The sequence below is a fragment of the Sphingomonas hankookensis genome (genome assembly GCF_028551275.1).
Lineage (GTDB): Bacteria > Pseudomonadota > Alphaproteobacteria > Sphingomonadales > Sphingomonadaceae > Sphingomonas > Sphingomonas hankookensis_A.
This window is the reverse complement of sequence record NZ_CP117025.1, coordinates 1,555,657-1,578,713: the sequence shown is the minus strand read 5'-3', so window position 1 is coordinate 1,578,713 and position 23,057 is coordinate 1,555,657. Positions and strand designations below refer to the sequence as shown.

General features: G+C 64.9%; 32 protein-coding genes. 2 read left to right on the top strand and 30 right to left on the bottom strand.

The genetic code is table 11. From position 1 onward, the window contains the following. The first annotated feature begins 9 nt into the window (after positions 1-9). Both PPZ50_RS07415 and PPZ50_RS07410 read left to right on the top strand, forming a co-directional pair. Positions 10-729 (top strand): response regulator, encoded by a 720-nt coding sequence (locus PPZ50_RS07415; RefSeq protein ID WP_066689608.1) that lies wholly within the window; start codon positions 10-12, stop codon positions 727-729. After that, positions 726-2,084, top strand: coding sequence for a sensor histidine kinase (locus tag PPZ50_RS07410; protein WP_232307920.1), 1,359 nt, complete (start codon positions 726-728; stop codon positions 2,082-2,084). Before PPZ50_RS07415 ends, PPZ50_RS07410 begins: the two co-directional genes overlap by 4 nt. Before the next feature lie 205 nt (positions 2,085-2,289). Here the strand turns inward: PPZ50_RS07410 and guaA are convergent, their stop codons facing one another. From guaA to tuf, 30 genes are all read right to left on the bottom strand, one after another. Beyond that, a complete protein-coding gene (guaA, locus tag PPZ50_RS07405; protein WP_066689610.1) occupies positions 2,290-3,846 on the bottom strand; it encodes a glutamine-hydrolyzing GMP synthase in 1,557 nt (518 codons plus the stop codon). Between the two features lie 53 nt (positions 3,847-3,899). Then, the gene (locus PPZ50_RS07400) at positions 3,900-6,023 is read right to left on the bottom strand and encodes a prolyl oligopeptidase family serine peptidase (RefSeq protein WP_066689611.1); all 2,124 of its coding nucleotides are present in this window, start codon (positions 6,021-6,023) and stop codon (positions 3,900-3,902) included. 165 nt (positions 6,024-6,188) lie between these two features. After that, the gene (gene rplQ / locus PPZ50_RS07395; protein WP_066689612.1) at positions 6,189-6,611 is read right to left on the bottom strand and encodes a 50S ribosomal protein L17; all 423 of its coding nucleotides are present in this window, start codon (positions 6,609-6,611) and stop codon (positions 6,189-6,191) included. A 230-nt stretch (positions 6,612-6,841) separates the two neighbouring features. Continuing rightward, positions 6,842-7,906 carry a DNA-directed RNA polymerase subunit alpha gene (locus PPZ50_RS07390; RefSeq protein WP_066689613.1) on the bottom strand — a complete coding sequence of 355 codons (1,065 nt, stop codon included), beginning with the start codon at positions 7,904-7,906 and terminating at the stop codon, positions 6,842-6,844. Between the two features lie 93 nt (positions 7,907-7,999). Beyond that, complete coding sequence (gene rpsK, locus PPZ50_RS07385; RefSeq protein ID WP_055763349.1) at positions 8,000-8,389, bottom strand: 30S ribosomal protein S11; 390 nt, start codon at positions 8,387-8,389, stop codon at positions 8,000-8,002. Between the two features lie 111 nt (positions 8,390-8,500). Next, positions 8,501-8,869 carry a 30S ribosomal protein S13 gene (gene rpsM / locus PPZ50_RS07380; RefSeq protein ID WP_066689614.1) on the bottom strand — a complete coding sequence of 123 codons (369 nt, stop codon included), beginning with the start codon at positions 8,867-8,869 and terminating at the stop codon, positions 8,501-8,503. A 355-nt stretch (positions 8,870-9,224) separates the two neighbouring features. Beyond that, entirely contained in the window at positions 9,225-9,869 is a 645-nt protein-coding gene (locus PPZ50_RS07375) for an adenylate kinase (RefSeq protein ID WP_066689615.1), read from the bottom strand. Positions 9,870-9,894: 25 nt separating this feature from the next. Further along, positions 9,895-11,262, bottom strand: a complete 1,368-nt coding sequence (secY, locus tag PPZ50_RS07370; protein WP_272815784.1) for a preprotein translocase subunit SecY — start codon at positions 11,260-11,262, stop codon at positions 9,895-9,897. A 236-nt stretch (positions 11,263-11,498) separates the two neighbouring features. Further along, on the bottom strand, positions 11,499-12,029 hold the full coding sequence (rplO, locus tag PPZ50_RS07365; protein ID WP_066689617.1) for a 50S ribosomal protein L15: 531 nt from the start codon (positions 12,027-12,029) through the stop codon (positions 11,499-11,501). 99 nt (positions 12,030-12,128) lie between these two features. After that, positions 12,129-12,305, bottom strand: coding sequence for a 50S ribosomal protein L30 (gene rpmD / locus PPZ50_RS07360; protein ID WP_055763335.1), 177 nt, complete (start codon positions 12,303-12,305; stop codon positions 12,129-12,131). Positions 12,306-12,311: 6 nt separating this feature from the next. Further along, positions 12,312-13,025 (bottom strand): 30S ribosomal protein S5, encoded by a 714-nt coding sequence (gene rpsE / locus PPZ50_RS07355; protein ID WP_066689618.1) that lies wholly within the window; start codon positions 13,023-13,025, stop codon positions 12,312-12,314. Positions 13,026-13,028: 3 nt separating this feature from the next. Beyond that, positions 13,029-13,385, bottom strand: coding sequence for a 50S ribosomal protein L18 (gene rplR / locus PPZ50_RS07350; RefSeq protein ID WP_066689619.1), 357 nt, complete (start codon positions 13,383-13,385; stop codon positions 13,029-13,031). Continuing rightward, entirely contained in the window at positions 13,385-13,918 is a 534-nt protein-coding gene (gene rplF, locus PPZ50_RS07345; protein WP_066689620.1) for a 50S ribosomal protein L6, read from the bottom strand. The genes rplR and rplF overlap by 1 nt, the downstream gene beginning before the upstream one ends. Next, on the bottom strand, positions 13,918-14,313 hold the full coding sequence (gene rpsH, locus PPZ50_RS07340; RefSeq protein ID WP_033921102.1) for a 30S ribosomal protein S8: 396 nt from the start codon (positions 14,311-14,313) through the stop codon (positions 13,918-13,920). The genes rplF and rpsH overlap by 1 nt, the downstream gene beginning before the upstream one ends. A gap of 11 nt (positions 14,314-14,324) precedes the next feature. After that, the gene (gene rpsN / locus PPZ50_RS07335) at positions 14,325-14,630 is read right to left on the bottom strand and encodes a 30S ribosomal protein S14 (RefSeq protein WP_055756896.1); all 306 of its coding nucleotides are present in this window, start codon (positions 14,628-14,630) and stop codon (positions 14,325-14,327) included. Between the two features lie 59 nt (positions 14,631-14,689). Then, complete coding sequence (rplE, locus tag PPZ50_RS07330) at positions 14,690-15,274, bottom strand: 50S ribosomal protein L5 (protein ID WP_066689621.1); 585 nt, start codon at positions 15,272-15,274, stop codon at positions 14,690-14,692. After that, positions 15,267-15,581, bottom strand: coding sequence for a 50S ribosomal protein L24 (gene rplX, locus PPZ50_RS07325; RefSeq protein WP_066689622.1), 315 nt, complete (start codon positions 15,579-15,581; stop codon positions 15,267-15,269). The genes rplE and rplX overlap by 8 nt, the downstream gene beginning before the upstream one ends. After that, positions 15,581-15,949 (bottom strand): 50S ribosomal protein L14, encoded by a 369-nt coding sequence (gene rplN / locus PPZ50_RS07320; protein WP_055996097.1) that lies wholly within the window; start codon positions 15,947-15,949, stop codon positions 15,581-15,583. Before rplN ends, rplX begins: the two co-directional genes overlap by 1 nt. Before the next feature lie 211 nt (positions 15,950-16,160). After that, entirely contained in the window at positions 16,161-16,433 is a 273-nt protein-coding gene (gene rpsQ / locus PPZ50_RS07315; RefSeq protein ID WP_055763313.1) for a 30S ribosomal protein S17, read from the bottom strand. Between the two features lie 11 nt (positions 16,434-16,444). Beyond that, a complete protein-coding gene (gene rpmC / locus PPZ50_RS07310) occupies positions 16,445-16,648 on the bottom strand; it encodes a 50S ribosomal protein L29 (protein WP_066689623.1) in 204 nt (67 codons plus the stop codon). A gap of 2 nt (positions 16,649-16,650) precedes the next feature. Next, a complete protein-coding gene (gene rplP / locus PPZ50_RS07305; protein WP_055790394.1) occupies positions 16,651-17,082 on the bottom strand; it encodes a 50S ribosomal protein L16 in 432 nt (143 codons plus the stop codon). A 12-nt stretch (positions 17,083-17,094) separates the two neighbouring features. Continuing rightward, entirely contained in the window at positions 17,095-17,805 is a 711-nt protein-coding gene (rpsC, locus tag PPZ50_RS07300) for a 30S ribosomal protein S3 (RefSeq protein WP_066689624.1), read from the bottom strand. Then, positions 17,805-18,182, bottom strand: a complete 378-nt coding sequence (gene rplV, locus PPZ50_RS07295) for a 50S ribosomal protein L22 (protein ID WP_066689625.1) — start codon at positions 18,180-18,182, stop codon at positions 17,805-17,807. Before rplV ends, rpsC begins: the two co-directional genes overlap by 1 nt. Next, positions 18,182-18,460: a 30S ribosomal protein S19 gene (gene rpsS, locus PPZ50_RS07290; protein ID WP_055763302.1), complete on the bottom strand. Its 279-nt coding sequence runs from the start codon at positions 18,458-18,460 to the stop codon at positions 18,182-18,184. Before rpsS ends, rplV begins: the two co-directional genes overlap by 1 nt. A 3-nt stretch (positions 18,461-18,463) precedes the next feature. Continuing rightward, positions 18,464-19,315: a 50S ribosomal protein L2 gene (rplB, locus tag PPZ50_RS07285; RefSeq protein WP_066689626.1), complete on the bottom strand. Its 852-nt coding sequence runs from the start codon at positions 19,313-19,315 to the stop codon at positions 18,464-18,466. A 1-nt stretch (position 19,316) separates the two neighbouring features. Next, positions 19,317-19,631 carry a 50S ribosomal protein L23 gene (locus tag PPZ50_RS07280; protein ID WP_066689627.1) on the bottom strand — a complete coding sequence of 105 codons (315 nt, stop codon included), beginning with the start codon at positions 19,629-19,631 and terminating at the stop codon, positions 19,317-19,319. Next, the gene (rplD, locus tag PPZ50_RS07275; RefSeq protein WP_066689628.1) at positions 19,624-20,250 is read right to left on the bottom strand and encodes a 50S ribosomal protein L4; all 627 of its coding nucleotides are present in this window, start codon (positions 20,248-20,250) and stop codon (positions 19,624-19,626) included. Before rplD ends, PPZ50_RS07280 begins: the two co-directional genes overlap by 8 nt. A gap of 2 nt (positions 20,251-20,252) precedes the next feature. Next, on the bottom strand, positions 20,253-20,978 hold the full coding sequence (gene rplC / locus PPZ50_RS07270) for a 50S ribosomal protein L3 (RefSeq protein WP_066689747.1): 726 nt from the start codon (positions 20,976-20,978) through the stop codon (positions 20,253-20,255). 324 nt (positions 20,979-21,302) lie between these two features. Further along, positions 21,303-21,611, bottom strand: a complete 309-nt coding sequence (gene rpsJ / locus PPZ50_RS07265) for a 30S ribosomal protein S10 (protein ID WP_033921125.1) — start codon at positions 21,609-21,611, stop codon at positions 21,303-21,305. Between the two features lie 153 nt (positions 21,612-21,764). Then, entirely contained in the window at positions 21,765-22,958 is a 1,194-nt protein-coding gene (gene tuf / locus PPZ50_RS07260) for an elongation factor Tu (RefSeq protein WP_066689629.1), read from the bottom strand. Between the last annotated feature and the right edge of the window lie 99 nt (positions 22,959-23,057).

The window sequence follows — 23,057 nt, the reverse complement described above, 5'->3', positions numbered from 1 at the left end:
ATGTCCGACATGGCCGATATTCCTCATTTACTGCTGGTCGACGACGAACGATCGATCCGCGAACCGCTTGCCCAATATCTGACGAAGCAGGGTTTCCGCGTCACCCAGGCGGGCGATGCGGAGGGTGCGCGGGCGCGGCTGAACGCCTATGCCATCGACCTCGCTATCCTCGACATCATGATGCCGGGCGAGGACGGGCTGTCGCTGTGCCGCCATATCCGCGAGACAAGCGAGACGCCGGTCATCCTGCTGACCGCGCGCGCGGAAGAAACCGACCGGATCGTCGGGCTGGAAATGGGCGCCGACGATTATGTCGTGAAGCCCTTTTCCCCGCGCGAACTGGCGGCACGGGTGAAGGTCGTGCTGCGGCGGACGGCTGGCGGCGCGGTCAGGCAACACGCGCCGGAGGCCGGGTCGTTCGCCTTCGCCGGATGGGTGCTCAAGACCGGTGAACGCGCGCTGGTCGATCGTGAGGGCGTGTCGGTGCCGCTGTCGACCGGGGAATATAACCTGCTGCATGCTTTGGTCACCCGCCCGCGCCAGGTGCTGACCCGCGACCAGTTGCTCGACCTGACCCAGGGGCGCGAGGCGGCGGCGTTCGATCGCGCGATCGACAATCAGGTCAGCCGGTTGCGCAAGAAGATCGAGACCGACGTCCGCAACCCGGAGATCATCAAGACGGTATGGGGCGGCGGTTATACGCTGGCGACCGAGGTGACGCGCCTGTGAAGCGGCTGTTGCCGACCAGCCTGCCCGGACAGATCGCGTTGCTGGTCGCGGTGGCGTTGTTCGTCGCGCAGGCGCTGAACTTCGGGCTGTTGCTGCGCGAACGCCGTGCCTTTCGCTTCGCCGAAATCACCCTTCCCGCCGTCACCCGGCTGATCGACGCCGCCGAACGCCGGATCGCGCCGCGGCCGGGACAGGCGAACGCAACCCCGCGCGATCGGATGCGTGGGGTGCGGCTGGTCACGGATCGCGTGCCGGCGATGCGCGGCGAGCCGGAGCGAGACGTCGAAGCGGCGATCAGGTCGGGCTTTGCCGAAGCCGGCATCCGGGTCGGCACCATCGCGGCCAATATCCGCCCGATCGACGAAGCCGAAGTCCGGGCGCGGGGTATCACTGGCCCTCGCGCCGACCGGTTGCGGCGGATGGGCGCGGTGCTGGATGCCGCGGTCGAGCTGCCGGGGCGCGGCTGGCTGGTCTCGCATACGCCGTGGCCGATGGCCGAGCGCGGGCTGTTGTGGCAGCTGCTGGCGCAGACCTTCATCCTCTACGTCATCGTGCTGCTGCCGGTATTGTGGATCGGGCGGCGTATCGCCAAGCCGCTCAGGCGACTGGCGGGGGCGGCACGCGCCTTTCATCCCGCCCGCCCGCTGCCGGCAATTGAGCCTTCCGGGCCGCAGGACGTACGGCTGCTGATCTCCGCCTTCACCGATCTGGGGCGGCGGGTGAATGCGATGGTCGACGAAAAGGACCGGATGCTGGGTGCGATCGGCCATGACCTGCGGACACCGCTGGCGGCACTCCGGGTGCGAGTCGAATCGGTCGAGGACGATACCGACCGGGCGCGAATGGTCGAGACGATCGACGAGATGAACGCGACGCTGGACGACATCCTCTCGCTGGCGCGGCTGGGGCGGCCGAGTGAGGCGGCGACCGATGTCGACGTCGCGGCGCTGGTCGACGCGGTGGTCGACGACTTCCGCGACCTCGGCCATGATGTCGACTTCGTGGAGGCGGCACGGGTGCCCCTGCACCTGCGGCCCAATCTGATGCGGCGGGCGGTGCGCAACCTGATCGAGAATGCGATCAAATATGCCGGCGCTGTCGAGGTTCGGGTGGCAACGAGCGCGCAGGCCGTGGCGATTATCGTCGCGGACCGTGGCCCCGGCATTCCGGCGGACCGGATGGCGGAGGTGTTCGATCCCTTCACCCGTCTGGAAACGTCGCGCAATCGCGATACCGGCGGGATCGGGCTGGGATTGGCGCTGGCCCGGGCGATCGTACGCGATGCGGGGGGTGAGGTCGCGCTGACGAACCGCGAGGGCGGCGGGCTGAACGCGACGATCCGGTTGCCGCGCTAGGGTCGCCGACTGCGTCAGCCCGACGTCCGCCCAACCCGTCACCCCGGGCTTGACCCGGGGTCCCGCTTCTTTTGCTACCGTCGAAAGAAAGCGGGACCCTGGGTCACGCCCGGGGTGACGGACTAAACGAAGCGCTCAGCACCACCCCGCTGGCGCGGGGCGAATGACAAGGACTCAAATCGCCCCCGGGCGATTTGAGTCCTTGTCATTCCCACTCGATCGTGCCCGGCGGCTTGCTCGTATAGTCGTAGGTGACGCGATTGATGCCCTTCACCTCGTTGATGATCCGGGTCGCCACGCGCGGCAGGAAGTCGCCCGGGAACTGGAATGCCTGCGCCGTCATGCCATCGGTCGAGGTGACCGCGCGGAGGGCAAGGACGTTGTCGTAGGTGCGGCCATCGCCCATCACGCCGACGCTGCGCACTGGCAGCAATACGGCAAATGCCTGCCAGATCGCGTCGTACAGCCCGGCGGTGCGGATTTCCTCGAGGTAGATCGCGTCCGCCTTGCGCAGGATGCCGCAGCGCTCGCGGGTCACCTCGCCCGGAATACGGATGGCGAGGCCGGGTCCGGGGAACGGGTGGCGCCCGACGAACACGTCCGGCAGCCCCAGTTCGCGACCCAGCGCCCGAACCTCGTCCTTGAACAGTTCGCGCAACGGTTCGACCAGCGCCATGTTCATGCGTTCCGGTAGGCCACCGACATTATGATGGCTCTTGATCGTCACCGACGGTCCACCGGTGAAGCTGACGCTTTCGATCACGTCGGGGTAGAGCGTACCCTGCGCGAGGAACTGCGCTCCGCCCAGCTTCTTCGCCTCGGCCTCGAACACATCGATGAAGGTCTTGCCGATGAACTTGCGCTTGGCCTCCGGATCGGTGACGCCGGCGAGGCCGTCCATGAACAGGTCCTGCGCGTCCACATGGACCAGCGGGATATTGTAGTGGCCGCGGAACAGGCTGACGACCTGCTCCGCCTCGCCCGCGCGCAGGATGCCGCCATCGACGAACACGCAGGTCAGCTGGTCGCCGATCGCTTCGTGAATCAGCAGCGCGGCGACCGACGAGTCGACCCCGCCCGACAGACCGCAAATGACCTTGCCGTCGCCGACCTGCTGACGGATCTCCGCAATCTTGGCATCGCGGAATTCGGCCATCGTCCAGTCACCGGCAAGACCGCAGACGTGGCGGGCGAAATTGGCGATCAGCTTGCCGCCATCGGGGGTATGCACGACCTCCGGATGGAACTGCGCACCGTAATAGCGGCGCTCGTCATCGGCGACGATGGCATAGGGCGCGCCGGGGCTGGTCGCGACCGCGCGGAAGCCGGGGGCGAGTTCGGTGACCTTGTCGCCATGGCTCATCCACACCTGATGCCGTTCGGTCCTTTGCCACAGGCCGTCGAACATCGCGCAGTCGTCGCCGACCTCGATATAGGCCTCGCCGAACTCGCCCGAATTGCCCTTCTCGACCTTGCCGCCCAGCTGCGCGGTCATCACCTGCTGGCCGTAGCAGATGCCGAACACCGGGACGCCGGAGTCGAAGATCGCCTGCGGTGCGCGCGGGGAACCGTCGTCGCACACCGATGCGGGGCCACCCGACAGGATCACGCCCTTGGGCTTCATCCGTTCGAACGCGGCCTCCGCCGACTGGAACGGGGCGATTTCGGAATAGACTCCGGCCTCGCGCACGCGACGCGCGATCAGCTGCGTCACTTGGCTGCCGAAATCGACGATCAGGATGGAATCGGGGGTCTCGTTCATGCCCCCCGATAGCAGAGCGCCGCGCGGGTGCCAGCCCCGCGCGGCGTCATTTGTCAGTTGACCGGCTTGACCGCCAGCCCGGTCCATTTGGCGATGAACGCCCATAGATCGGCGGTTTCCTCGATCACCTTGTCGGTCGGCTTGCCCGAGCCGTGGCCCGCGCGCGTTTCGATGCGGACCAGATGCGGCTTCGGCCCGATGTCCTTCGACTGGAGCATCGCGGTGTATTTGAACGTATGCCCCGGCACCACGCGATCGTCGGTGTCGGCCGTCGTCGCCAGGATCGCCGGATAGGTCACGCCGGCCTTCACATTGTGATAGGGCGAATAGGTCAGCAGGTTGCGGAAATCCGCCTCCTTGGCCGGCACGCCGTAATCGTCGACCCAGTAGCGCCCGGCGGTGAACCGGTCGAAGCGCAACATGTCCATGACACCCACCGCCGGCAGCGCGGCGGCGAACAGGTCGGGACGCTGGTTGACGACCGCACCGACCAGCAGGCCGCCGTTCGACCCGCCCTGGATCGCCAGTTGGCCCTTGCCGGTCACGCCCTGCGCGATCAGGTCTTCGCCCGCGGCGATGAAGTCGTCGAACACATTCTGCTTGTTCAGCAGCTTGCCGCCGTCATGCCATTCCTTGCCATATTCGCTGCCGCCGCGAATGTTCGCGACCGCCAGCACGCCGCCCTGTTCGAGCCACGCGATGCGGCCCGGCGAGAAGCCCGGCAGGATCGGCACGTTGAACCCGCCATAGGCGTAGAGCAGGGTCGGCGCGGGCTTGGTCACGTCCTTGCGCTTGACGATGAACATCGGGACCTTCGTCCCGTCCTTCGACGTGTAGAAGCGCTGGCGGACGTCGTACTGCGCCGGGTCGAATGCGACCTTCGGCGTGGCCCAGGGGGTCACCTGTCGCGTGGCGACATCGTAGCGATAGATGGTGGTCGGGGTCGCGAAGCTGGAGAAGGCGAAGAAGCCCTCATTATTGTCCAGTTCGCCGCCGACGCCGCCGACCGTGCCGATGCCCGGCAGTTCGATCGTACCGTCGGGCTTGCCGTCGAGGGTGAAGCGCTTCACCTCGGTCTTCGCATCGACCAGATACGCCGCCATGATCCGGCCGCCGACCAGCGACGCGCCGTTCAGCACCGCCTTGTCCTCGGCCACCAGTTCCTTTGGCTGCGGGTTGGCCGCTGCCATGTCGAGCGTGACGATGCGCAGCCGCGGCGCGCCCTGTGTCGTCGTCAGGTACAGCGTGCTGTCCTTCGACCCCACCGTGTTCCAGTCGACATTGTCGGTGTTGACGATGGTGCGTGGGCGGTCGTTCGGCTTGGTCAGGTCGAGGACCGTGATCTCGGTATGATCGCCCGGACCACTGGTCGAGATGACGAGCCAACGGCCGTCATCGGTGATCCCGGGATAGAAGGTGAAGCGCGGCTGGTCGGGCCGTTCGTAGATCAGCCGGTCGGCGCTCTGCGGCGTGCCGAGCCTGTGGAAATAGACCTTGGCGTTCAGGTTCTGGCTCTGGAACTCCTGCCCCTTTTCCGGGGTCGGGAAGCGGGCATAGTAGAAGCCCGACCCGTCCTTCACCCACGATGCCGACAGGCCGTACTTCACCCAGTCGATCTGGTCGTCCAGCACCTTTCCGGTGTCGACGTCCAGCACGCGCAGCTTGCGCCAGTCGCTGCCGCCGTCCTGGATCGAATAGAGCAGCCGCTTGCCGTCCTTGGACGGTGCCCATTCGGCAAGCGCCGTCGCACCATCCTTCGACCAGCCATTGGGGTCGATCAGCACCCGCCCCTGCCCATTCAGGCTGTCGCGGACGTACAGCACCGACTGGTTCTGCAACCCCGAATTGCGGCTGTAGAAATAGCGGCCGCCCTCGCGGTTCGGCACGCCGAAGCGTTCATAGTCGAACAGCTTCGTCAGCCGCTGCTTGAAGATGTCACGGCCGGGCAGCGTGGCCAGATACGCGTCGGTGACCTTGTTCTCCGCCGCGACCCAGGCCGCGACCTGCGGGTCGTTGCGGACGTCGTTCTCCAGCCAGCGATAGGGATCGGCGACCTTCACGCCGAACTGCTCGTCGACCTGGTCGACCGTGCGGGTCTGCGGATAGGCGATGGTCTGGGCTAGGGCAGTCGTGCTGGTCATCAGGCACGCGATCGCGACAAGGGCATGGCGGTACATCGTTGCTCCACGGGACGAGCCGGAAGGTATCCGGCGTTACCAGCAGGATACGCGAGCGGCGCGCCCGTGCAACCCCGCGGAGACAATGTTACCCACCGCAACGAAAAAAGGCGGCCGTACCGCAGTACGACCGCCCTTCCCCGTGTCACTCGAACGAAAGGCCGATCAGGCGGCTTCGTCGAAATCCTCTTCGCTCAGGACCGGACCCGAATCCTGGCCCTTCGCCGACACGTCGCGGTCGACGAATTCGATGATCGCCATCGGCGAGGCGTCCGACGCGCGGATGCCGGCCTTGATGATGCGGGTGTAACCGCCGTTGCGATCGGCATAGCGGGTCGCCAGCACGTCGAACAGCTTGGTCAGCTGCGCATCGTCCAGCAGACGAGCGTGGGCGAGACGACGGTTCGACAGGCCGCCCTTCTTCGCCAGCGTGATGAGCTTTTCGACATAGGGACGCAGTTCCTTCGCCTTGGCGACGGTCGTCGTGATCTGCTCATGCTTGATGAGCGCGGCCGACATGTTGCGGAACAGCGCAATGCGGTGTGCCGAGGTACGCTGCAGCTTACGGCCGCCGACGCGATGACGCATGGGTATTTCCTTCGTTCGTTAAGGGGCCGTGTCACGGAATCCCCAGAGCTGGTGGCTGTTTAGAGGCTGCCACCGGTTCGCCTGTTCGCGGCAAAGTTCACTAAGTTCACACTTGCCGCCATTTCAAAACTGGCCCGACACGGGCGAAGCCCGTGTTGTCGGACGGCCTGAAAGGCCGCCGGCCGGGCTGGTTTTGTCTCCGGGGCAGGCTTGCCTGCCCCGGTGCAAAATCAGCCCATAATCTCCTGTTCGAGCTTCTTCGCCATTTCTTCGATGTTCTCGGGCGGCCATCCGGGGATGTCCATGCCGAGGCGAAGACCCATCGACGACAGCACTTCCTTGATTTCGTTCAGCGACTTGCGACCGAAATTCGGGGTGCGCAGCATCTCGGCTTCGGTCTTCTGGACCAGGTCGCCGATGTAGATGATGTTGTCATTCTTGAGGCAATTGGCCGAACGAACCGACAGTTCCAGCTCGTCGACCTTCTTGAGCAGGTAACGGTTGATCTGCGCGGTGTCGCCCTGGCCTTCGCTCTGCGGCGCTGCGACCTGCGTGCCGGTTGCGGCGGCGCGGGGCAGCGTCGAATCGTCGAAGTGGACGAACAGCGCGAGCTGGTCCTGAAGGATGCGACCGGCATAGGCCAGTGCGTCCTCAGGAGTGACGGTGCCGTCGGTTTCGATCGTCAGCGTCAGCTTGTCGTAATCGAGTTCCTGCCCGACGCGGGTGTTCTCGACCTTATAGCTGACCTGGCGGACCGGCGAATACAGCGCGTCGACCGGGATCAGGCCGATCGGCGCATCGGCCGGACGGTTGCCGGCAGCCGGCACATAGCCCTTACCGACATCGGCGGTCAGTTCCATGTTGAGCGTCGCACCATCGTCGAGATGGCACAATACCAGATCGGGGTTCATCACCTCGATATCGCCGGTGACGGCGATGTCGCCGGCCTTCACTTCGGCCGGACCGGTGACGGACAACTGGAGACGCTTCGGGCCTTCGCCCTGCATCTTCAGTGCGATCTGCTTCACGTTCAGCACCATGTCCGTCACGTCCTCGCGGACGCCGGCAAGGCTGGAAAATTCGTGAAGGACGTTCTCGATCTTGATCGAGGTGACGGCGGCGCCCTGCAGCGACGACAGCAGCACGCGACGCAGCGCGTTGCCGAGCGTCAGGCCGAACCCACGCTCCAGCGGCTCGGCCACGAAGGTCGAACGGCGCTTGGGATCGCCGCCCGGCTTCTTCTCGAGGCCGCTCGGCTTCTTGAGTTCCTGCCAGTTCTTAGCGTTGACGGACACGGGCTTCCCCTAGCTTGGCGGCGCGGAAAGGACGGGTCCGCGCCATGAAAGAACGGCCCCGCCGGACGAACCCGGCGGGGCGGCAGGCACGGATCAGACGCGACGACGCTTCGACGGGCGCACGCCGTTGTGCGGGATCGAGGTCACGTCACGGATCGACGTGATCTGGAAACCGACGGCCTGGAGCGCACGAAGCGCCGATTCACGACCCGAACCCGGGCCCTTCACTTCGACTTCGAGCGTGCGCACGCCGTGGTCGGCAGCCTTGCGGCCGGCGTCTTCAGCAGCGACCTGAGCGGCGTACGGGGTCGACTTGCGCGAGCCCTTGAAACCCATCATGCCGGCCGACGACCAGCTGATCGCATTGCCCTGCGCATCGGTGATGGTGATCATGGTGTTGTTGAAGCTGGCGTTCACATGCGCGACGCCGGCGGTGATGTTCTTGCGCTCGCGACGGCGAAGGCGCTGCGGTTCACGTGCCATTATTGGAAATCCTGACCTGAGTATCTTGCGTGGTGCGGAGATCGGGAGGCGGTCGGCCTCTTACCTCTCTCCGACGGAGAAGAAGTTAGAAACAGTCCCCCGGACTGTTTCTTACTTCTTCTTACCCGCGATCGGCTTCGCCTTGCCCTTGCGGGTGCGCGCATTGGTGTGCGTGCGCTGGCCGCGGACCGGCAGGCCCTTGCGGTGGCGCAGGCCACGATAGCAGGCGAGGTCCATCAGACGCTTGATGTTCATCGCGGTCTGGCGACGCAGGTCACCTTCCACGGTGTGGTTCGCGTCGATCGCTTCACGGATCTGGAGGACTTCCTGGTCGCTCAGGTCCTGCACGCGGCGCTCGGCGGCGATGCCCAGCTGCTCGGTGAGTTCCTTGGCCTTGGCCGGACCGATGCCGTGAATGTACTGCAGCGCGATGACGACGCGCTTGTTGGTCGGGATATTAACACCCGCGATACGTGCCATGAACTAAATTCTCCCAGCTCCACGAGGCGCCGCATGGCAGCGGCCCCTCATCTCGTAGCGTTGCAACCCGTCACGCGCGATCGCGGCGAACGCGCGGAAGCGCCGCCGTAAACCGGTTTGTCGGGGTGGATCGCTGATACGGACCGATTCCCACCCTGTCAACCGGTGGACGGAACCAAATTCGGGATGGGGCGTGAGGTGCGCAGGTAGCGCATCCGCAACTCAGCCTCCCCGAACACGTCATCCCAGCGCAGGCTGGGGTCTCCGAGGAGCGGGCGCTGCGCGCTCCAACGGGGAGACCCCAGCCTGCGCTGGGGTGACGGTTGCGGCTGGCGGACCGAAGCCCGCCCTGCCCTTACGTGTCGAGGATCACCGCGATCTGTCCGGTCACGTCGTCCATGTCGGCCATGCCGTCGACGCGGTGAACCAGGCCGCGCGCTTCGTAGAGCGGCAGGATCGGCGCGGTCTTAGCGCGATATTCGACCATGCGGGTACGCACGGTTTCCTCGTTGTCGTCGGGACGCCGCTTGAACTCGGTCGCGCCGCACGCGTCGCACACCCCGGCAACCGCGGGTTGCTTGAACGTGTCATGATAGCCCGCACCGCAATTGGCGCAGGTAAAACGGCCGACGATGCGCTCGACCAGCGCATCCTCGTCGACCACCAGCTCGATCACATGGGTCAGCTGACGTCCGCGATGTTCGAGCAGCAGGTCGAGCGCGTCGGCCTGCGCCGCGGTGCGCGGATAGCCGTCGAAGATCGCGCCGCGATCGCCCAGCTGGTCAAGCCGCTCGCCGATCAGCGCCGACACGATCGCATCGGACACCAGTTCGCCGGCATCCATCACCGCCTTGGCTTGCAGGCCGACCGGGCTGCCCGCCTTCACCGCCGCGCGCAGCATGTCGCCGGTCGACAGCTGCACCATGCCGCGCGCCGCTTCGAGCCGCGCGGCCTGGGTGCCCTTGCCCGCGCCCGGCGGTCCGAGAAGGATGATGTCCATAGCTGCCCCCTTAGTCCTGTTACGCTCAGCCGCGCAGGCGTCCGCCCTTCAGCTTGGCCTTCTTGATGAGGTCGCCATACTGGTGCGCCAGCAGGTGCGACTGGATCTGCGTCACCGTGTCCATTGTCACGTTCACGACGATGAGCAGGCTGGTGCCGCCGAGATAGAAGGGAATCGACAGCGCCGATACCAGATATTCGGGCAGCAGGCAGATGATGACCAGATAGGCCGCACCGATGACCGTGATGCGGGTCAGCACATAGTCGAAATAATTCTCGGTATTCTTGCCCGGGCGGATGCCGGGGATGAACCCGCCATAGCGCTTGAGGTTATCGGCGGTCTCTTCGGGATTGAAGACGATCGCAGTGTAGAAGAACGAGAAGAACACGATGCCCGCGCCGTACAGCAGCATGTAGAGCGGCTGGCCATGCGCCAGATACTGGTTGAGGGTGATGATGAAGTCGCCCCAGCGGCTCTCGCCCGCCGTCGCCTGTCCGGCGAACTGGGTGATGGTCACCGGCATCAGCAGCAGCGACGACGCGAAGATTGGCGGGATCACACCGGCGGTGTTGATCTTGAGCGGCAGGTGACTGCGATCCGCCTGCACCCCGCGCGCCGTCTGACGCTTCGGGTACTGGATCAGGATGCGGCGCTGCGCGCGCTCCATGAAGCAGATGAACAGGACGAGGCCGGCGACCGCGACGATGATGCCGATCAGAGTCAGCGGGTTCATCGTGCCCGACCGGCTGCCTTCGAACAACTGGAGCAAAGTCGTCGGCAGATGTGCGACGATGCCGGCCATGATGATGAGCGAGATGCCGTTGCCGATGCCGCGGCTGGTGATCTGCTCACCCAGCCACATCAGGAACATGGTGCCGCCGATCAGCGAGATGACCGCCGCGATGCGGAAGGTCATGCCCGGCTCGATCACCGCCTGCGCGCCGGCCGAAGCGCCGAACGCCTCCAGCCCGACCGCGATGGTGTAGCCCTGGATCGCGGTCAGCGCGACCGTGCCGTAGCGGGTGTACTGGTTGAGCTTCTTGCGGCCCGATTCGCCTTCCTTCTTGATGGCGGCGAGCTGCGGGCTGAGCGACGTCGCGAGCTGCACGACGATCGATGCGGTGATATAGGGCATGACGCCCAGCGCGACGACCGACATGCGCGTCAGCGCACCGCCCGAAAAAGTATTGAAGAAGTCGAGAACGCCGCCCTGCGTCTGGTTCGCGAGCAGGCCGAGCTGCGTCGGGTCGATCCCCGGCAGCGGCACATAGCTCAGCATGCGGAACACGATCAGTGTCCCAAGCGTAAACCACAGGCGCTTCTTGAGTTCGGTCGCCTGACCGAATTTCGACAGATTGAGATTGGTCGCAAGACCGTCTGAGGCGGCTGCCATGGATATGTCCCGAATGATGCTGGCGGGCCATCAGCCCACCCCCCGGGCGACCATATAGGGGTTGCTGCCGGGATGTCTAAGGGGACGATACACGCCCCCCTAGGAAACCGTTCGGTTCGAGCAGCTTCGAGCGCAGTCGAGAAGCGTCCGTCGAGAACGGTCCGCTAAGCGGTACCCCGTTCTCGATATGCGCTCTCGACAGGCTCGATCGCTACTCGAACCCAACGGGAGCAGGCTTACGCGTGCGCAGCCTTCTTGGCGGCGAGCGTCTTGCCCTTCTTGGCAGCGGCCTTTTCGTGCGCGGGCACGACTTCGATGACCGACACCGAACCACCCGCCTTCTCAACCGCTTCGATCGCCGACTTCGACGCACCGGCAACGGTGAAGGTCAGCTTTGCGGTCAGTTCGCCCTTGCCGAGCAGACGGACGCCGTCCTTGCCGCCACGGGCCAGGTTCGCGGCCTTGAGCGCAGCGTGGTCGAGTGCCGCACCGGCTTCGATCTTGCCGGCGTCGACCGCCTTCTGGATCGCGCCGAGGTTCACTTCGGCGTAATCCTTGGCGAAGATGTTGTTGAAGCCGCGCTTCGGGATCCGCATGTGGAGCGGCATCTGGCCGCCTTCGAAGCCGTTGATCGAGACGCCTTCGCGGCTCTTCTGGCCCTTCTGGCCACGGCCGGCGGTCTTGCCCTTGCCCGAGCCGATGCCCCGGCCGACGCGCATCCGGCTCTTGCGGGCGCCGTCGTTGTCGCGGATTTCGTTGAGTTTCATGTGTGCACTCGCTTTCGCTATGTTCGCGCTAAAGAAATGAGGAAGGGGGCCGCATAGCCCCCTTCCCCGCATTTGTCACCGGTAAAGGTGGAAGGCGTATCAGCCTTCGACCGACACCATGTGCTGCACCTTGCGGATCATGCCACGCACCTCGGGGGTGTCGGCCAGTTCCACGGTCTTGTGCATCTTGTTGAGGCCGAGACCGATCAGCGTCGCGCGCTGATCCTTGGTCCGGCGGATCGGCGACCCGGTCTGGGTGATCTTCACGGTTGCCATCGCTCGTTACTCCACGATCGCCGCGGCGTCAGCCTCGGCGGTCTGCGATCCACCACGACCCAGCAGGTCGGCGATCTTCTTGCCGCGACGCTGGGCCACCGCCTTCGGCGACGACTGGTCGTTCAGCGCCTCGAAGGTCGCACGGATCATGTTGTACGGGTTCGACGTACCGACCGACTTGGTCACCACGTCGGCGACACCCAGCGATTCGAAGATCGCGCGCATCGGACCACCGGCGATGATGCCAGTACCCTGCGGCGCCGAACGCACCGTCACGCGACCGGCACCGAAGTGGCCGTTGCCGTCGTGATGCAGCGTACGACCGTCCTTCAGCGGAACGCGGACCATCGCCTTCTTGGCAGCGGCGGTCGCCTTCGAAATGGCTTCCGGCACTTCGCGCGCCTTGCCATGCCCGAAACCGACGCGGCCCTTGCCGTCGCCGACGACGACGAGCGCTGCGAAACCGAAGCGCTTGCCGCCCTTCACGGTCTTCGACACGCGGTTGATGTGGACGAGCTTTTCGATCAGCTCCTCGCCACCATCCTCTGCGCCGCGACGATCGTCGCGGCGGCCACGGCCGCCGTCACGGCCACCGCGACCACGGTCGCCGCCGCCCTGGCCACCACGACCACGGCCGCCACGCGGACCACGGCCCTGCGGCTGTTCGCCACCGGTCGCCTCAACGGCGGGTGCTTCGGCCTGATTGTTTTCGTCAGCCATGTCTTAGAACTCCAATCCGGCTTCGCGGGCGGCCTCGGCCAGCGCCTTGACGCGGCCGTGGAACAGGAAGCCGCCACGGTCGAATACGACCTGCGTCACGCCCGCGGCCTTCGCCGCTTCCGCAACGCGGGTGCCGACGCCCTTGGCGGCATCGATGTTCGCGCCGGAGGTGCCACGCACGTCCTTTTCCAGGGTCGATGCCGAAGCAACGGTACGACCCGCTGCATCGTCGATGACCTGGGCGTAGATGTGCTTGCCCGAACGATGGATCGACAGCCGCGCACGGCCGCCCGAACGCGCACGAAGCGCGGTGCGATTGCGCCGACGGCGCTTCTCGAAGAGGGAGAGACCCTTGGTCATTACTTCTTCTTCCCTTCCTTGCGGAAGATGAACTCGCCGTCGTACTTGATGCCCTTGCCCTTGTACGGCTCGGGCTTACGCCAACGACGGATCTCGGCAGCGATCTGACCGACCTTCTGCTTGTCGATCCCGCTGATTTCGATCGTGGTCTGATCGGGCGTCTTGATCTCGATGCCTTCCGGCACGTCGATGTTGACGTCGTGGCTGTAGCCGAGCTGCAGCTTCAGATTCTTGCCCTGCGCAGCCGCACGATAGCCGACGCCGGTGATCAGCAGCTTCTTGGTGAAGCCGGTGGTCACGCCGGTGATCAGGTTCTGCACGAGCGTGCGCTGCATGCCCCAGAACGCGCGAGCGCGCTTGGTGTCATTCGCCGGCTGCACCGAGATGCTGTCGCCTTCGACGGCATAGCTGATGTCGTCGGCCAGCGGCAGCGTCAGCGTGCCCTTCGGACCCTTCACGCTCAGCTCGCGCCCTGCGATGTTGGCGGTCACGCCGGCCGGAACCGGGACTGCCTTCTTACCGATGCGGCTCATCAGAAGACCTCCGCGAGGACTTCGCCACCGACATTCTGTTCGCGCGCTTCGGCGTCGGACAGAACGCCGCGCGGCGTCGAGACGATAGTGATGCCGAGGCCATTGCGCACCTTCGGCAGTTCCTGCGAACCCGAATAGACGCGGCGACCGGGCTTCGAAACGCGCGCGACGTGCTTGATCGCCGGCTGGCCTTCGAAATACTTCAGCTCGATGCGGATGCCGGCCGCGGGGCCCATCTGCTCTTCGCTGTAGCCACGGATATAGCCCTCACGCTGCAGCACGTCGAGGACACGGGCCCGCAACTTGCTGGCAGGCGTCAGGACGGAGTCCTTGCGCGCGCGCTGGCCGTTGCGGATGCGGGTGAGCATGTCACCCAGGGGATCGGTCAATGCCATTGCTGTGTTCCTTACCAGCTCGACTTCGTGACGCCGGGGATCAGGCCCTTGTTGGCCAGTTCACGCAGCATGACGCGGGCGAGACGGAACTTGCGATAATAGCCACGGGGACGACCCGTCAGCTCGCAACGGTTGCGGATGCGGGTCGGATTCCCGTTGCGGGGAATCTCGGCCATCTTCAGCCGCGCGATCAGACGCTCGGTTTCGTCGAGCGACTGGTCGGCTGCGATCGCCTTCAGCTTCGCATATTTGGGTGCGAACTTCTTGACGAGCGCGCGACGGCGCTCGTTCTTGTTCACGGAACTCAGTTTCGCCATGGACTTAAGCTCTCTTCGTTAAAGCGAACGGCCGCCCCCGTGGCCGGGGGCGGACCGGATTAGGCCGCCTTCTTTTCCTCGGCTTCCGCTTCCTGCGGGAAGGGGAAACCGAACAGACGCAGAAGCTCGCGAGCTTCGTCGTCGGTCTTGGCGGTGGTGGTCACGATCACATCCATGCCGCGCACCTTGTCGATGCGGTCATAGTTGATTTCGGGGAACACGATCTGTTCCTTGATGCCGCAGGCATAGTTGCCACGGCCGTCGAACGACTTCGGGTTCAGGCCACGAAAGTCGCGGACGCGGGGGAGCGCGATGGTGATGAAGCGATCGAGGAATTCGTACATCCGCTCACGGCGCAGCGTGACCTTGCAGCCGATCGCCATGCCTTCACGCAGCTTGAACTGCGCAATCGACTTCTTCGCCTTGGTGACGACAGGCTTCTGGCCCGCGATCAGCTCCATTTCGGAGCTGGCCTGCTCGACCTTCTTCTTGTCCTGCGTCGCCTCGCCCACGCCCATGTTCAGGACGATCTTTTCGATCCGGGGCACTTCGAGCGCGTTCTTGTAACCGAACTTCTCGGTCATCGCCTTCACGATGCGATCGTCATAGATCGACTTCATGCGCGGCGTGTACTTATCAGCCATTGATGACCTCCCCGCCCTTCACGGCGACCCGGACCTTCTTGCCGTCACGCACTTCGAAACGAACGCGGGTCGGCTTGCCGTCGACGACGTGCGCGACCTTGCTGACGTGCAGCGGCGCTTCCGAGCGCACCAGACCGCCCTGCGGGTCGGCCTGGTTCGGCTTCTTGTGGCGAACGGCGATGTTGACGCCGGAAACGACGACCTTGCCATCCTTCGGCATCGACTGGGTGACCTGGCCGGTCTTGCCCTTGTCCTTGCCCGACAGGACGATCACGGTGTCGCCCTTCTTGATCTTCGCAGCAGCCATTACAGCACCTCAGGGGCGAGCGAGATGATCTTCATGAAGCCCTTCGAGCGCAGCTCGCGGACCACCGGGCCAAAGATACGGGTGCCGATCGGCTCCTCGTTCTTGTTGACCAGCACCGCGGCGTTGCCGTCGAAGCGGATCACCGAACCGTCGGTGCGACGGATGTCCTTGGCGGTGCGAACGATGACGGCGCGGTGCACGTCACCCTTCTTCACGCGGCCGCGCGGAGCGGCTTCCTTGATGCTGACGACGATGACGTCGCCGACACCGGCCGTGCGGCGCTTCGAGCCGCCCAGCACCTTGATGCACTGCACCCGCTTCGCGCCGCTGTTGTCAGCGACGTCGAGGTTGGATTGCATCTGAATCATGGATGCGATTCCTTGTCCATGGGGCCGATTCCGACCGGACCCCGCCTGCTAAAAATGAACCCCCGGCTGCGGGATACCGCGCCGGGGGGAGCGGCCCATTAACCGCCCCATAGCGAAAAGGCAAGCCTTCCCGCGAATGTTCGTCACATCCGGGTCCGACCCCGGAATTGCTTGGGGTGGCAACGCCGAAGCGCCCCACCCCTGCAAAGGCTTACGCCTCGGCTGCGACTTCCGCCGGCGTCGCGTGGGTGTTCACCCGCTCGATCACCTTCCAGGTCTTCAGCTTCGAGATCGGCGCGGTCTCTTCGATGCGCACGGTCTCGCCTTCGCGATACTCATTGCCCTCGTCATGGGCATGGTACTTCTTCGAACGGCGGATGATCTTGCCGTAGAGGGGGTGCTTCACCTTCCGCTCTACCTTGACCACCACCGTCTTGTCGGTCTTGTCCGAGACGATCATCCCGGTCAGCACGCGCTTCGGCATGTCTCTCGTCCTTACTTGTCGGACGAGCGCGAACGCTCGCCCTGCAGCGTCTTGATCCGCGCGATGTCGCGACGGACTTCCTTCACGCGGGTCGGCTTTTCCAGCTGGCTGGTCGCCGCCTGGAAGCGGAGGTTGAACGCCTCACGCTTCAGGCTCGACAGTTCCTCGACCAGCTGGTCGTCGCTCTTGGCGCGAAGATCGGTTGCCTTCGTCATTTTCAACCCTCCAGGTGCGAGGTGTCGCCCAGACGGGCAACGACCTTGACCGCGATCGGCAGCTTCATCGCGGCGCGCGAGAACGCCTCCGCGGCGAGCGGGCCGGGCACGCCGTCCAGTTCGAACAGGATCCGACCCGGCTTGACGCGGGCGACCCAGAATTCGGGCGAGCCCTTGCCCGAGCCCATGCGGACTTCGGCCGGCTTCGACGACACCGGCAGATCCGGGAAGATCCGGATCCACAAGCGGCCCTGGCGCTTGATGTGACGCGTGATCGCGCGGCGGGCCGCTTCGATCTGGCGGGCGGTGATCCGCTCCGGCTCCATCGCCTTCAGGCCGTACGACCCGAAGTTCAGCGACGTACCGCCCTTGGCATCGCCATGGATGCGGCCCTTGAAGGCCTTGCGGAACTTGGTGCGCTTTGGTTGCAGCATCTCAAATTATCCTTAGCGGCGGTGATCGTCGCGCGCGGGGCGCACGCCGGAGGTCTGGGCCTCCATCATCAGCCGGTCCTGCGCCATCGGGTCGTGGCCGAGGATCTCACCCTTGAAGATCCAGACCTTGACGCCGCAGACGCCATACGCGGTGTGCGCTTCGGCCTCGGCATAGTCGAGGTTCGCGCGCAGCGTGTGCAGCGGAACGCGACCTTCGCGATAGCCTTCCGAACGGGCGATTTCCGCACCGCCCAGACGACCGCCGCAAGCGACGCGGATGCCGTCGGCACCCAGGCGCATCGCCGACTGCACCGCACGCTTCATGGCGCGGCGGAAGGCGATACGACGCTCGAGCTGGTCGGCAATGCCCAGCGCGACGAGCTTCGCGTCGATTTCCGGCTTGCGGATTTCAACGATGTTCAGCGACACGTCCGAGCCCGTCATCGTGCCCAGCTTCTTGCGAAGCTTTTCGATGTCGGTGCCCTTCTTGCCGATGATCACGCCCGGACGGGCTGCGAAGATCGAGATGCGGCACAGCTTGGCCGGACGCTCGATGACCACCTTGGAGATCGCGGCCTGCGGCAGCGTCTTCATGATGTACTGGCGGATCTTCAGATCCTCCAGCAGCAGACGGCCATAGTCGGCGCCTTCGGCATACCAACGGCTGTCCCAGGTGCGGTTGATCTGCAGACGCAGACCGATGGGATTGGACTTGTGACCCATTACGCTTCCTCCACCTCGGACACGACGATGCGCACGCGGCTGAACGGCTTCAGGATGCGCGTCGACTTGCCGCGACCGCGGGTCGCAAAACGCTTCATCGTGATCGACTTGCCGACCGAGGCTTCCTTGACGACGAGCGCGTCGACGTCGAGGTTGTGGTTGTTTTCCGCGTTCGCGATCGCCGAAGCGAGGCACTTGCGGACGTCGACCGCCATCGCCTTCTTCGAGAAGGCGAGGATGTTCATCGCGTCACCGGCCTTGCGGTTGCGGATGAGCGCGGCGACGAGGTTCAGCTTCTGCGCCGAGCCGCGGACCTGGGTCGCGACCGCCAGAGCTTCCTTGTCACCAACGCGGCGGGGTGCTGCCTGCTTGCTCATCAGCGCTTGCCCTTCTTGTCGGCGGCGTGGCCGGGGAAGAAGCGCGTCGGAGCGAACTCGCCGAGCTTCATGCCCACCATGTCTTCGTTGACCGAAACCGGCACGAACTTGCGGCCGTTATAGACGTTGAACGTCAGGCCGACGAACTGCGGGAGAATGGTCGAGCGGCGCGACCAGGTCTTGATCGGGCCGGCACGGGTGCCGGCGTCCTGCGCCACTTCTGCCTTCTTCAGCAGGTTGAGGTCCACGAACGGACCCTTCCATACGGAACGAGCCATCGCTTAGCCCTTCTTCTTCGCGTGACGGCTACGGATGATCATCTTGTCCGTCGCCTTGTTGTGCCGCGTGCGCGCGCCCTTGGTCGGCTTGCCCCACGGGGTGACCGGGTGACGGCCGCCCGAGGTCCGGCCTTCACCACCGCCGTGCGGGTGGTCGACCGGGTTCTTGGCGACGCCGCGGGTAAGCGGACGATGGCCGAGCCAGCGGTTGCGACCGGCTTTGCCCAGGTTCTGGTTCTGGTTGTCGGGGTTCGACACCGCACCGATCGTCGCCATGCAGGCGGCGTGGATGTAGCGCTGTTCACCCGAGTTCAGACGAACGATGACCATGCCCTTGTCGCGGCCGACGACCTGCACGTACGTGCCGGCCGAACGAGCGATCTGACCGCCCTTGCCCGGCTTCATCTCGATGTTGTGGACGATCGTGCCGACCGGCACCTGGCCCAGTTCCATCGCGTTGCCCGGCTTCACGTCGGTCTTCTTGCCCGCGATCACCTTGTCGCCGACGTTCAGACGCTGCGGCGCGATGATGTAGGCGACGCGGTCCTTGCCCGCTTCGTCCGCACCATAGTTGATCAGCGCGATGAAGGCGGTGCGGTTGGGATCATATTCGATCCGCTCCACGGTGCCCTCGACGTCCCACAGGCGACGCTTGAAGTCGATGATGCGGTAGCGCTGCTTGTGACCGCCGGCGATGCCGCGCGAGGTCACATGGCCCTTGTTGTTGCGACCGCCGGTCTTGGTCTTGCCTTCGGTCAACGACTTGACCGGACGGCCCTTGTACAGCGCCGAACGGTCGATCAGGACCAGGCCACGCTGCGACGGCGTGGTCGGATTATATTGCTTGAGTGCCATGTTACTTGGCCCCCTCGGTAATGTCGATCGACTGGCCTTCGGCCAGCGTCACGATCGCCTTCTTGAAGTCCGAGCGAGTGTAGGGCGCGCCCTTCCACTTCTTGGTCTTGCCCTTGGTCACGATCGTGTTCACGCCGGTGACGGTGACGTTGAACAGCGCTTCGACCGCTGCCTTGATCTCCGGCTTCGACGCCTTGTTCGCGACCTTGAAGACGACCGCGTTATGCTCGGAGAGCATCGTCGCCTTTTCGGTGATGTGCGGCGCGAGCACCACGTCATAGTGACGGATGTCGATCGCCTGCTGCTGCTTAGCCATTGAAGCGGGCCTCCAGCTTTTCGACGGCGGCGCGGGTCAGTACCAGCGTGTCGTGCTTCAGGATGTCATAGACGTTGGCGCCACCGGCCGGCAGGACATTGACCTGACGGAGGTTGCGCGCGGCCAGCGCGAAGGTGGTTTCCACGGCGTCGCCGTCGATGACCAGCGCGGTCTTGCCGAAGCCCAGCTTCGACAGGTTGCCGGTCAGCGCCTTGGTCTTGCCGTCCTCGACGGTCAGGCCGTCCAGGACCACCAGCGAACCCGCCTTGGCATGGCTCGACAGCGCCATCTTCAGACCCAGTGCACGAACCTTCTTGTTCAGGCCCGGGTTGAAGTCGCGGACGCGGGCACCGTGCGCCTTACCACCGCCGATGAACACCGGCGCGCGACGATCGCCGTGACGGGCGACACCGCCGCCCTTCTGGCGACCCAGCTTCTTGCCCGAACGCGCGACATCGGCGCGCTCGCGGGTGCCGCGGGCGGTGCCGCGACGCTTTTCGAGCTGCCAGGTCACGACCCGGTGCAGGATGTCCGCACGCGGATCGAGGCCGAACACCTCGTCGTTCAGCTCGATATCGCCGCTTTCGACGGCGTCGAGGGTCTGTACCTTGACCTTCATGATCAGCCCTCCTGGCCGTCGGTCGCTGCCGGTGCGGCCGCGTCGTTGCTGTTGGCGCTCTTCAGGCCCGCGGGATACGGCGCGTCGGCATGGCGCGCGACCTTCACCGCGTCCTTGACCGTCAGCCAGCTACCCTTGTGGCCGGGGACCGAACCCTTGATGAAGATCAGCCCGCGTTCGACGTCGGTCGATACGACCTGCAGATTCTGCTGCGTGCGGTTACGGTCGCCCATGTGGCCGGCCATCTTCTTGTTCTTGAAGACCTTGCCCGGATCCTGACGCTGACCGGTCGAACCGTGCGAACGGTGCGATACCGACACGCCGTGCGTGGCGCGCAGACCACCGAAGCCCCAACGCTTCATGGCGCCCGCAAAGCCCTTGCCCTGCGTACGGCCCGAAACGTCGACCAGCTGGCCGGCGACATAGTGATCGGCACCGATGGTGGCACCGACATCCAGCAGCGCATCGTCCGCCACGCGGAACTCGACCACGCGCGCCTTCGGGGTCACTTCGGCCTTGCCGAAATGGCCACGTTGCGGCTTGGCGACGTTCTTCGCCTTGGCGGTGCCGGCGCCGAGCTGCACCGCGACGTAACCGTCACGATCCTTCTCACGACGGGCGACGACCTGCACGTCCTCCAGCTGCAGGACGGTGACGGGCACGTGGCGCCCATCGTCCTGGAACAACCGGGTCATTCCCATTTTCTTCGCGATCACGCCAGTGCGCATGACCCACTCCTCCAACAGAGGCTCGTCTTGACGACGAGCTTGCCTAACGAAAAAGGCCCCGGTGCGCGGTCACCCGCCTCCGAAGCCCCAGCCCTTGCGATCTGCACGCCCCCGCCAGGGCCAGACATCGCCGATATTCCCCCACCGAAGGGCTGCATCGACGATAGCGGGGACGCGGACAACGGCACTTCGTCCGCAGACTTCGTGCCGTTCGGTATCCCTATGGTTGCTTTCCCGGCTTCGACCGCCTTTGTTCAGAACGAACCGGCGGGAAGCGAAAGCGCGACGCAGGGCGGAATCACCCTACGTCGCGGCAAGCGGCTATTACGCCAGCTTGATCTCTACGTCCACCCCTGCCGCGAGGTCGAGCTTCATGAGCGCGTCGACGGTCTGCGGGGTCGGCTGCACGATGTCGAGCAGACGCTTGTAGGTCCGGGTCTCGAACTGCTCGCGCGACTTCTTGTCGATGTGCGGGCCGCGGTTGACCGTGAACTTGTCGATGTGCGTGGGCAGCGGAATCGGTCCACGGATCAGGGCGCCGGTGCGACGGGCGGTGTCGGCGATGTCGCCGGCAGCCTGGTCGAGCACGCGATGGTCGAACGCCTTCAGGCGAATACGGATATTGTTGTCCATGGTCCTACCGATGCGAAAGAGCGGGCCGTTGGGACGGCTCTTGATTAACAACGAATGGCTTAGTGAGCACCCCAGCTACAAGCGAGGCGCCCTCATAAAATAGCAAATGGCGGCCCCCGTCTCCGGGGACCGCCACCTGTTCGAGTCGCTATATTACTTGTCGATGCCGCTGACAACCCCTGCGCCGACGGTACGACCGCCTTCACGGATGGTGAAGCGCTGGCCGACGTCCATGGCGATCGGAGCGATCAGCTTCACGCCCAGCGCGACTTCGTCGCCCGGCATGACCATTTCGGTGCCTTCCGGCAGTTCGATGGTGCCGGTCACGTCGGTCGTGCGGAAGTAGAACTGCGGACGATAGTTGGCGAAGAACGGCGTGTGACGGCCACCTTCGTCCTTCGACAGCACGTACACCGACGACTGGAAGTCGGTGTGCGGCGTGATCGAGCCCGGCTTCGCCAGAACCTGACCACGCTCCACTTCGTCACGGGCGACGCCGCGGATCAGCGCGCCGATGTTGTCGCCGGCCTGGCCCTGATCGAGCAGCTTGCGGAACATTTCGACGCCGGTCACGACGGTCTTGCGGACCGATTCGTGGATGCCGACGATTTCGACTTCTTCGCCGACCTTCACAACGCCGGTTTCGACGCGGCCGGTGACCACGGTGCCGCGACCCGAGATCGAGAACACGTCTTCGATCGGCATCATGAACGGCTTGTCCAGCGGACGTTCCGGCTGCGGGATCGACTCGTCGACGGCCTTCATCAGCTCGAGGATCGCGTCCTGGCCGAGCTTCTGGTCCGAACCCGACAGGGCGCAGGTGGCCGAGCCACGGATGATCGGAATGTTGTCGCCGTCGAATTCACGCTTCGACAGCTCTTCGCGGATTTCCATTTCGACGAGTTCGAGGATTTCCTCGTCGTCGACCAGGTCGACCTTGTTCAGGAAGACGACCATGGTGGGAACGCCGACCTGCTTGGCGAGCAGGATGTGCTCCTTGGTCTGCGGCATCGGGCCGTCGGTGGCCGACACGACCAGGATCGCGCCGTCCATCTGCGCCGCGCCGGTGATCATGTTCTTCACATAGTCGGCGTGACCCGGGCAGTCGACGTGCGCATAGTGGCGGTTGGCGGTCTCATACTCGACGTGCGCGGTCGAGATGGTGATGCCGCGCTCGCGCTCTTCCGGAGCCTTGTCGATGTTGGCGAAGTCGACGGCGACGCCGCCCATCGTGTCCGCCAGCACCTTGGTGATCGCGGCCGTCAGCGAGGTCTTGCCGTGGTCGACGTGGCCGATGGTGCCGATGTTCAGGTGCGGCTTGTTCCGCTCGAATTTTGCCTTTGCCATTTTCCTACCTTCTGATTCGAATTCGGTGCCGCATCAGGGGCCACGCGAACGCGGCCCTTTAGCGGGTGTTGTTTCGTAATGCCAGCCCCCGAACCGGGG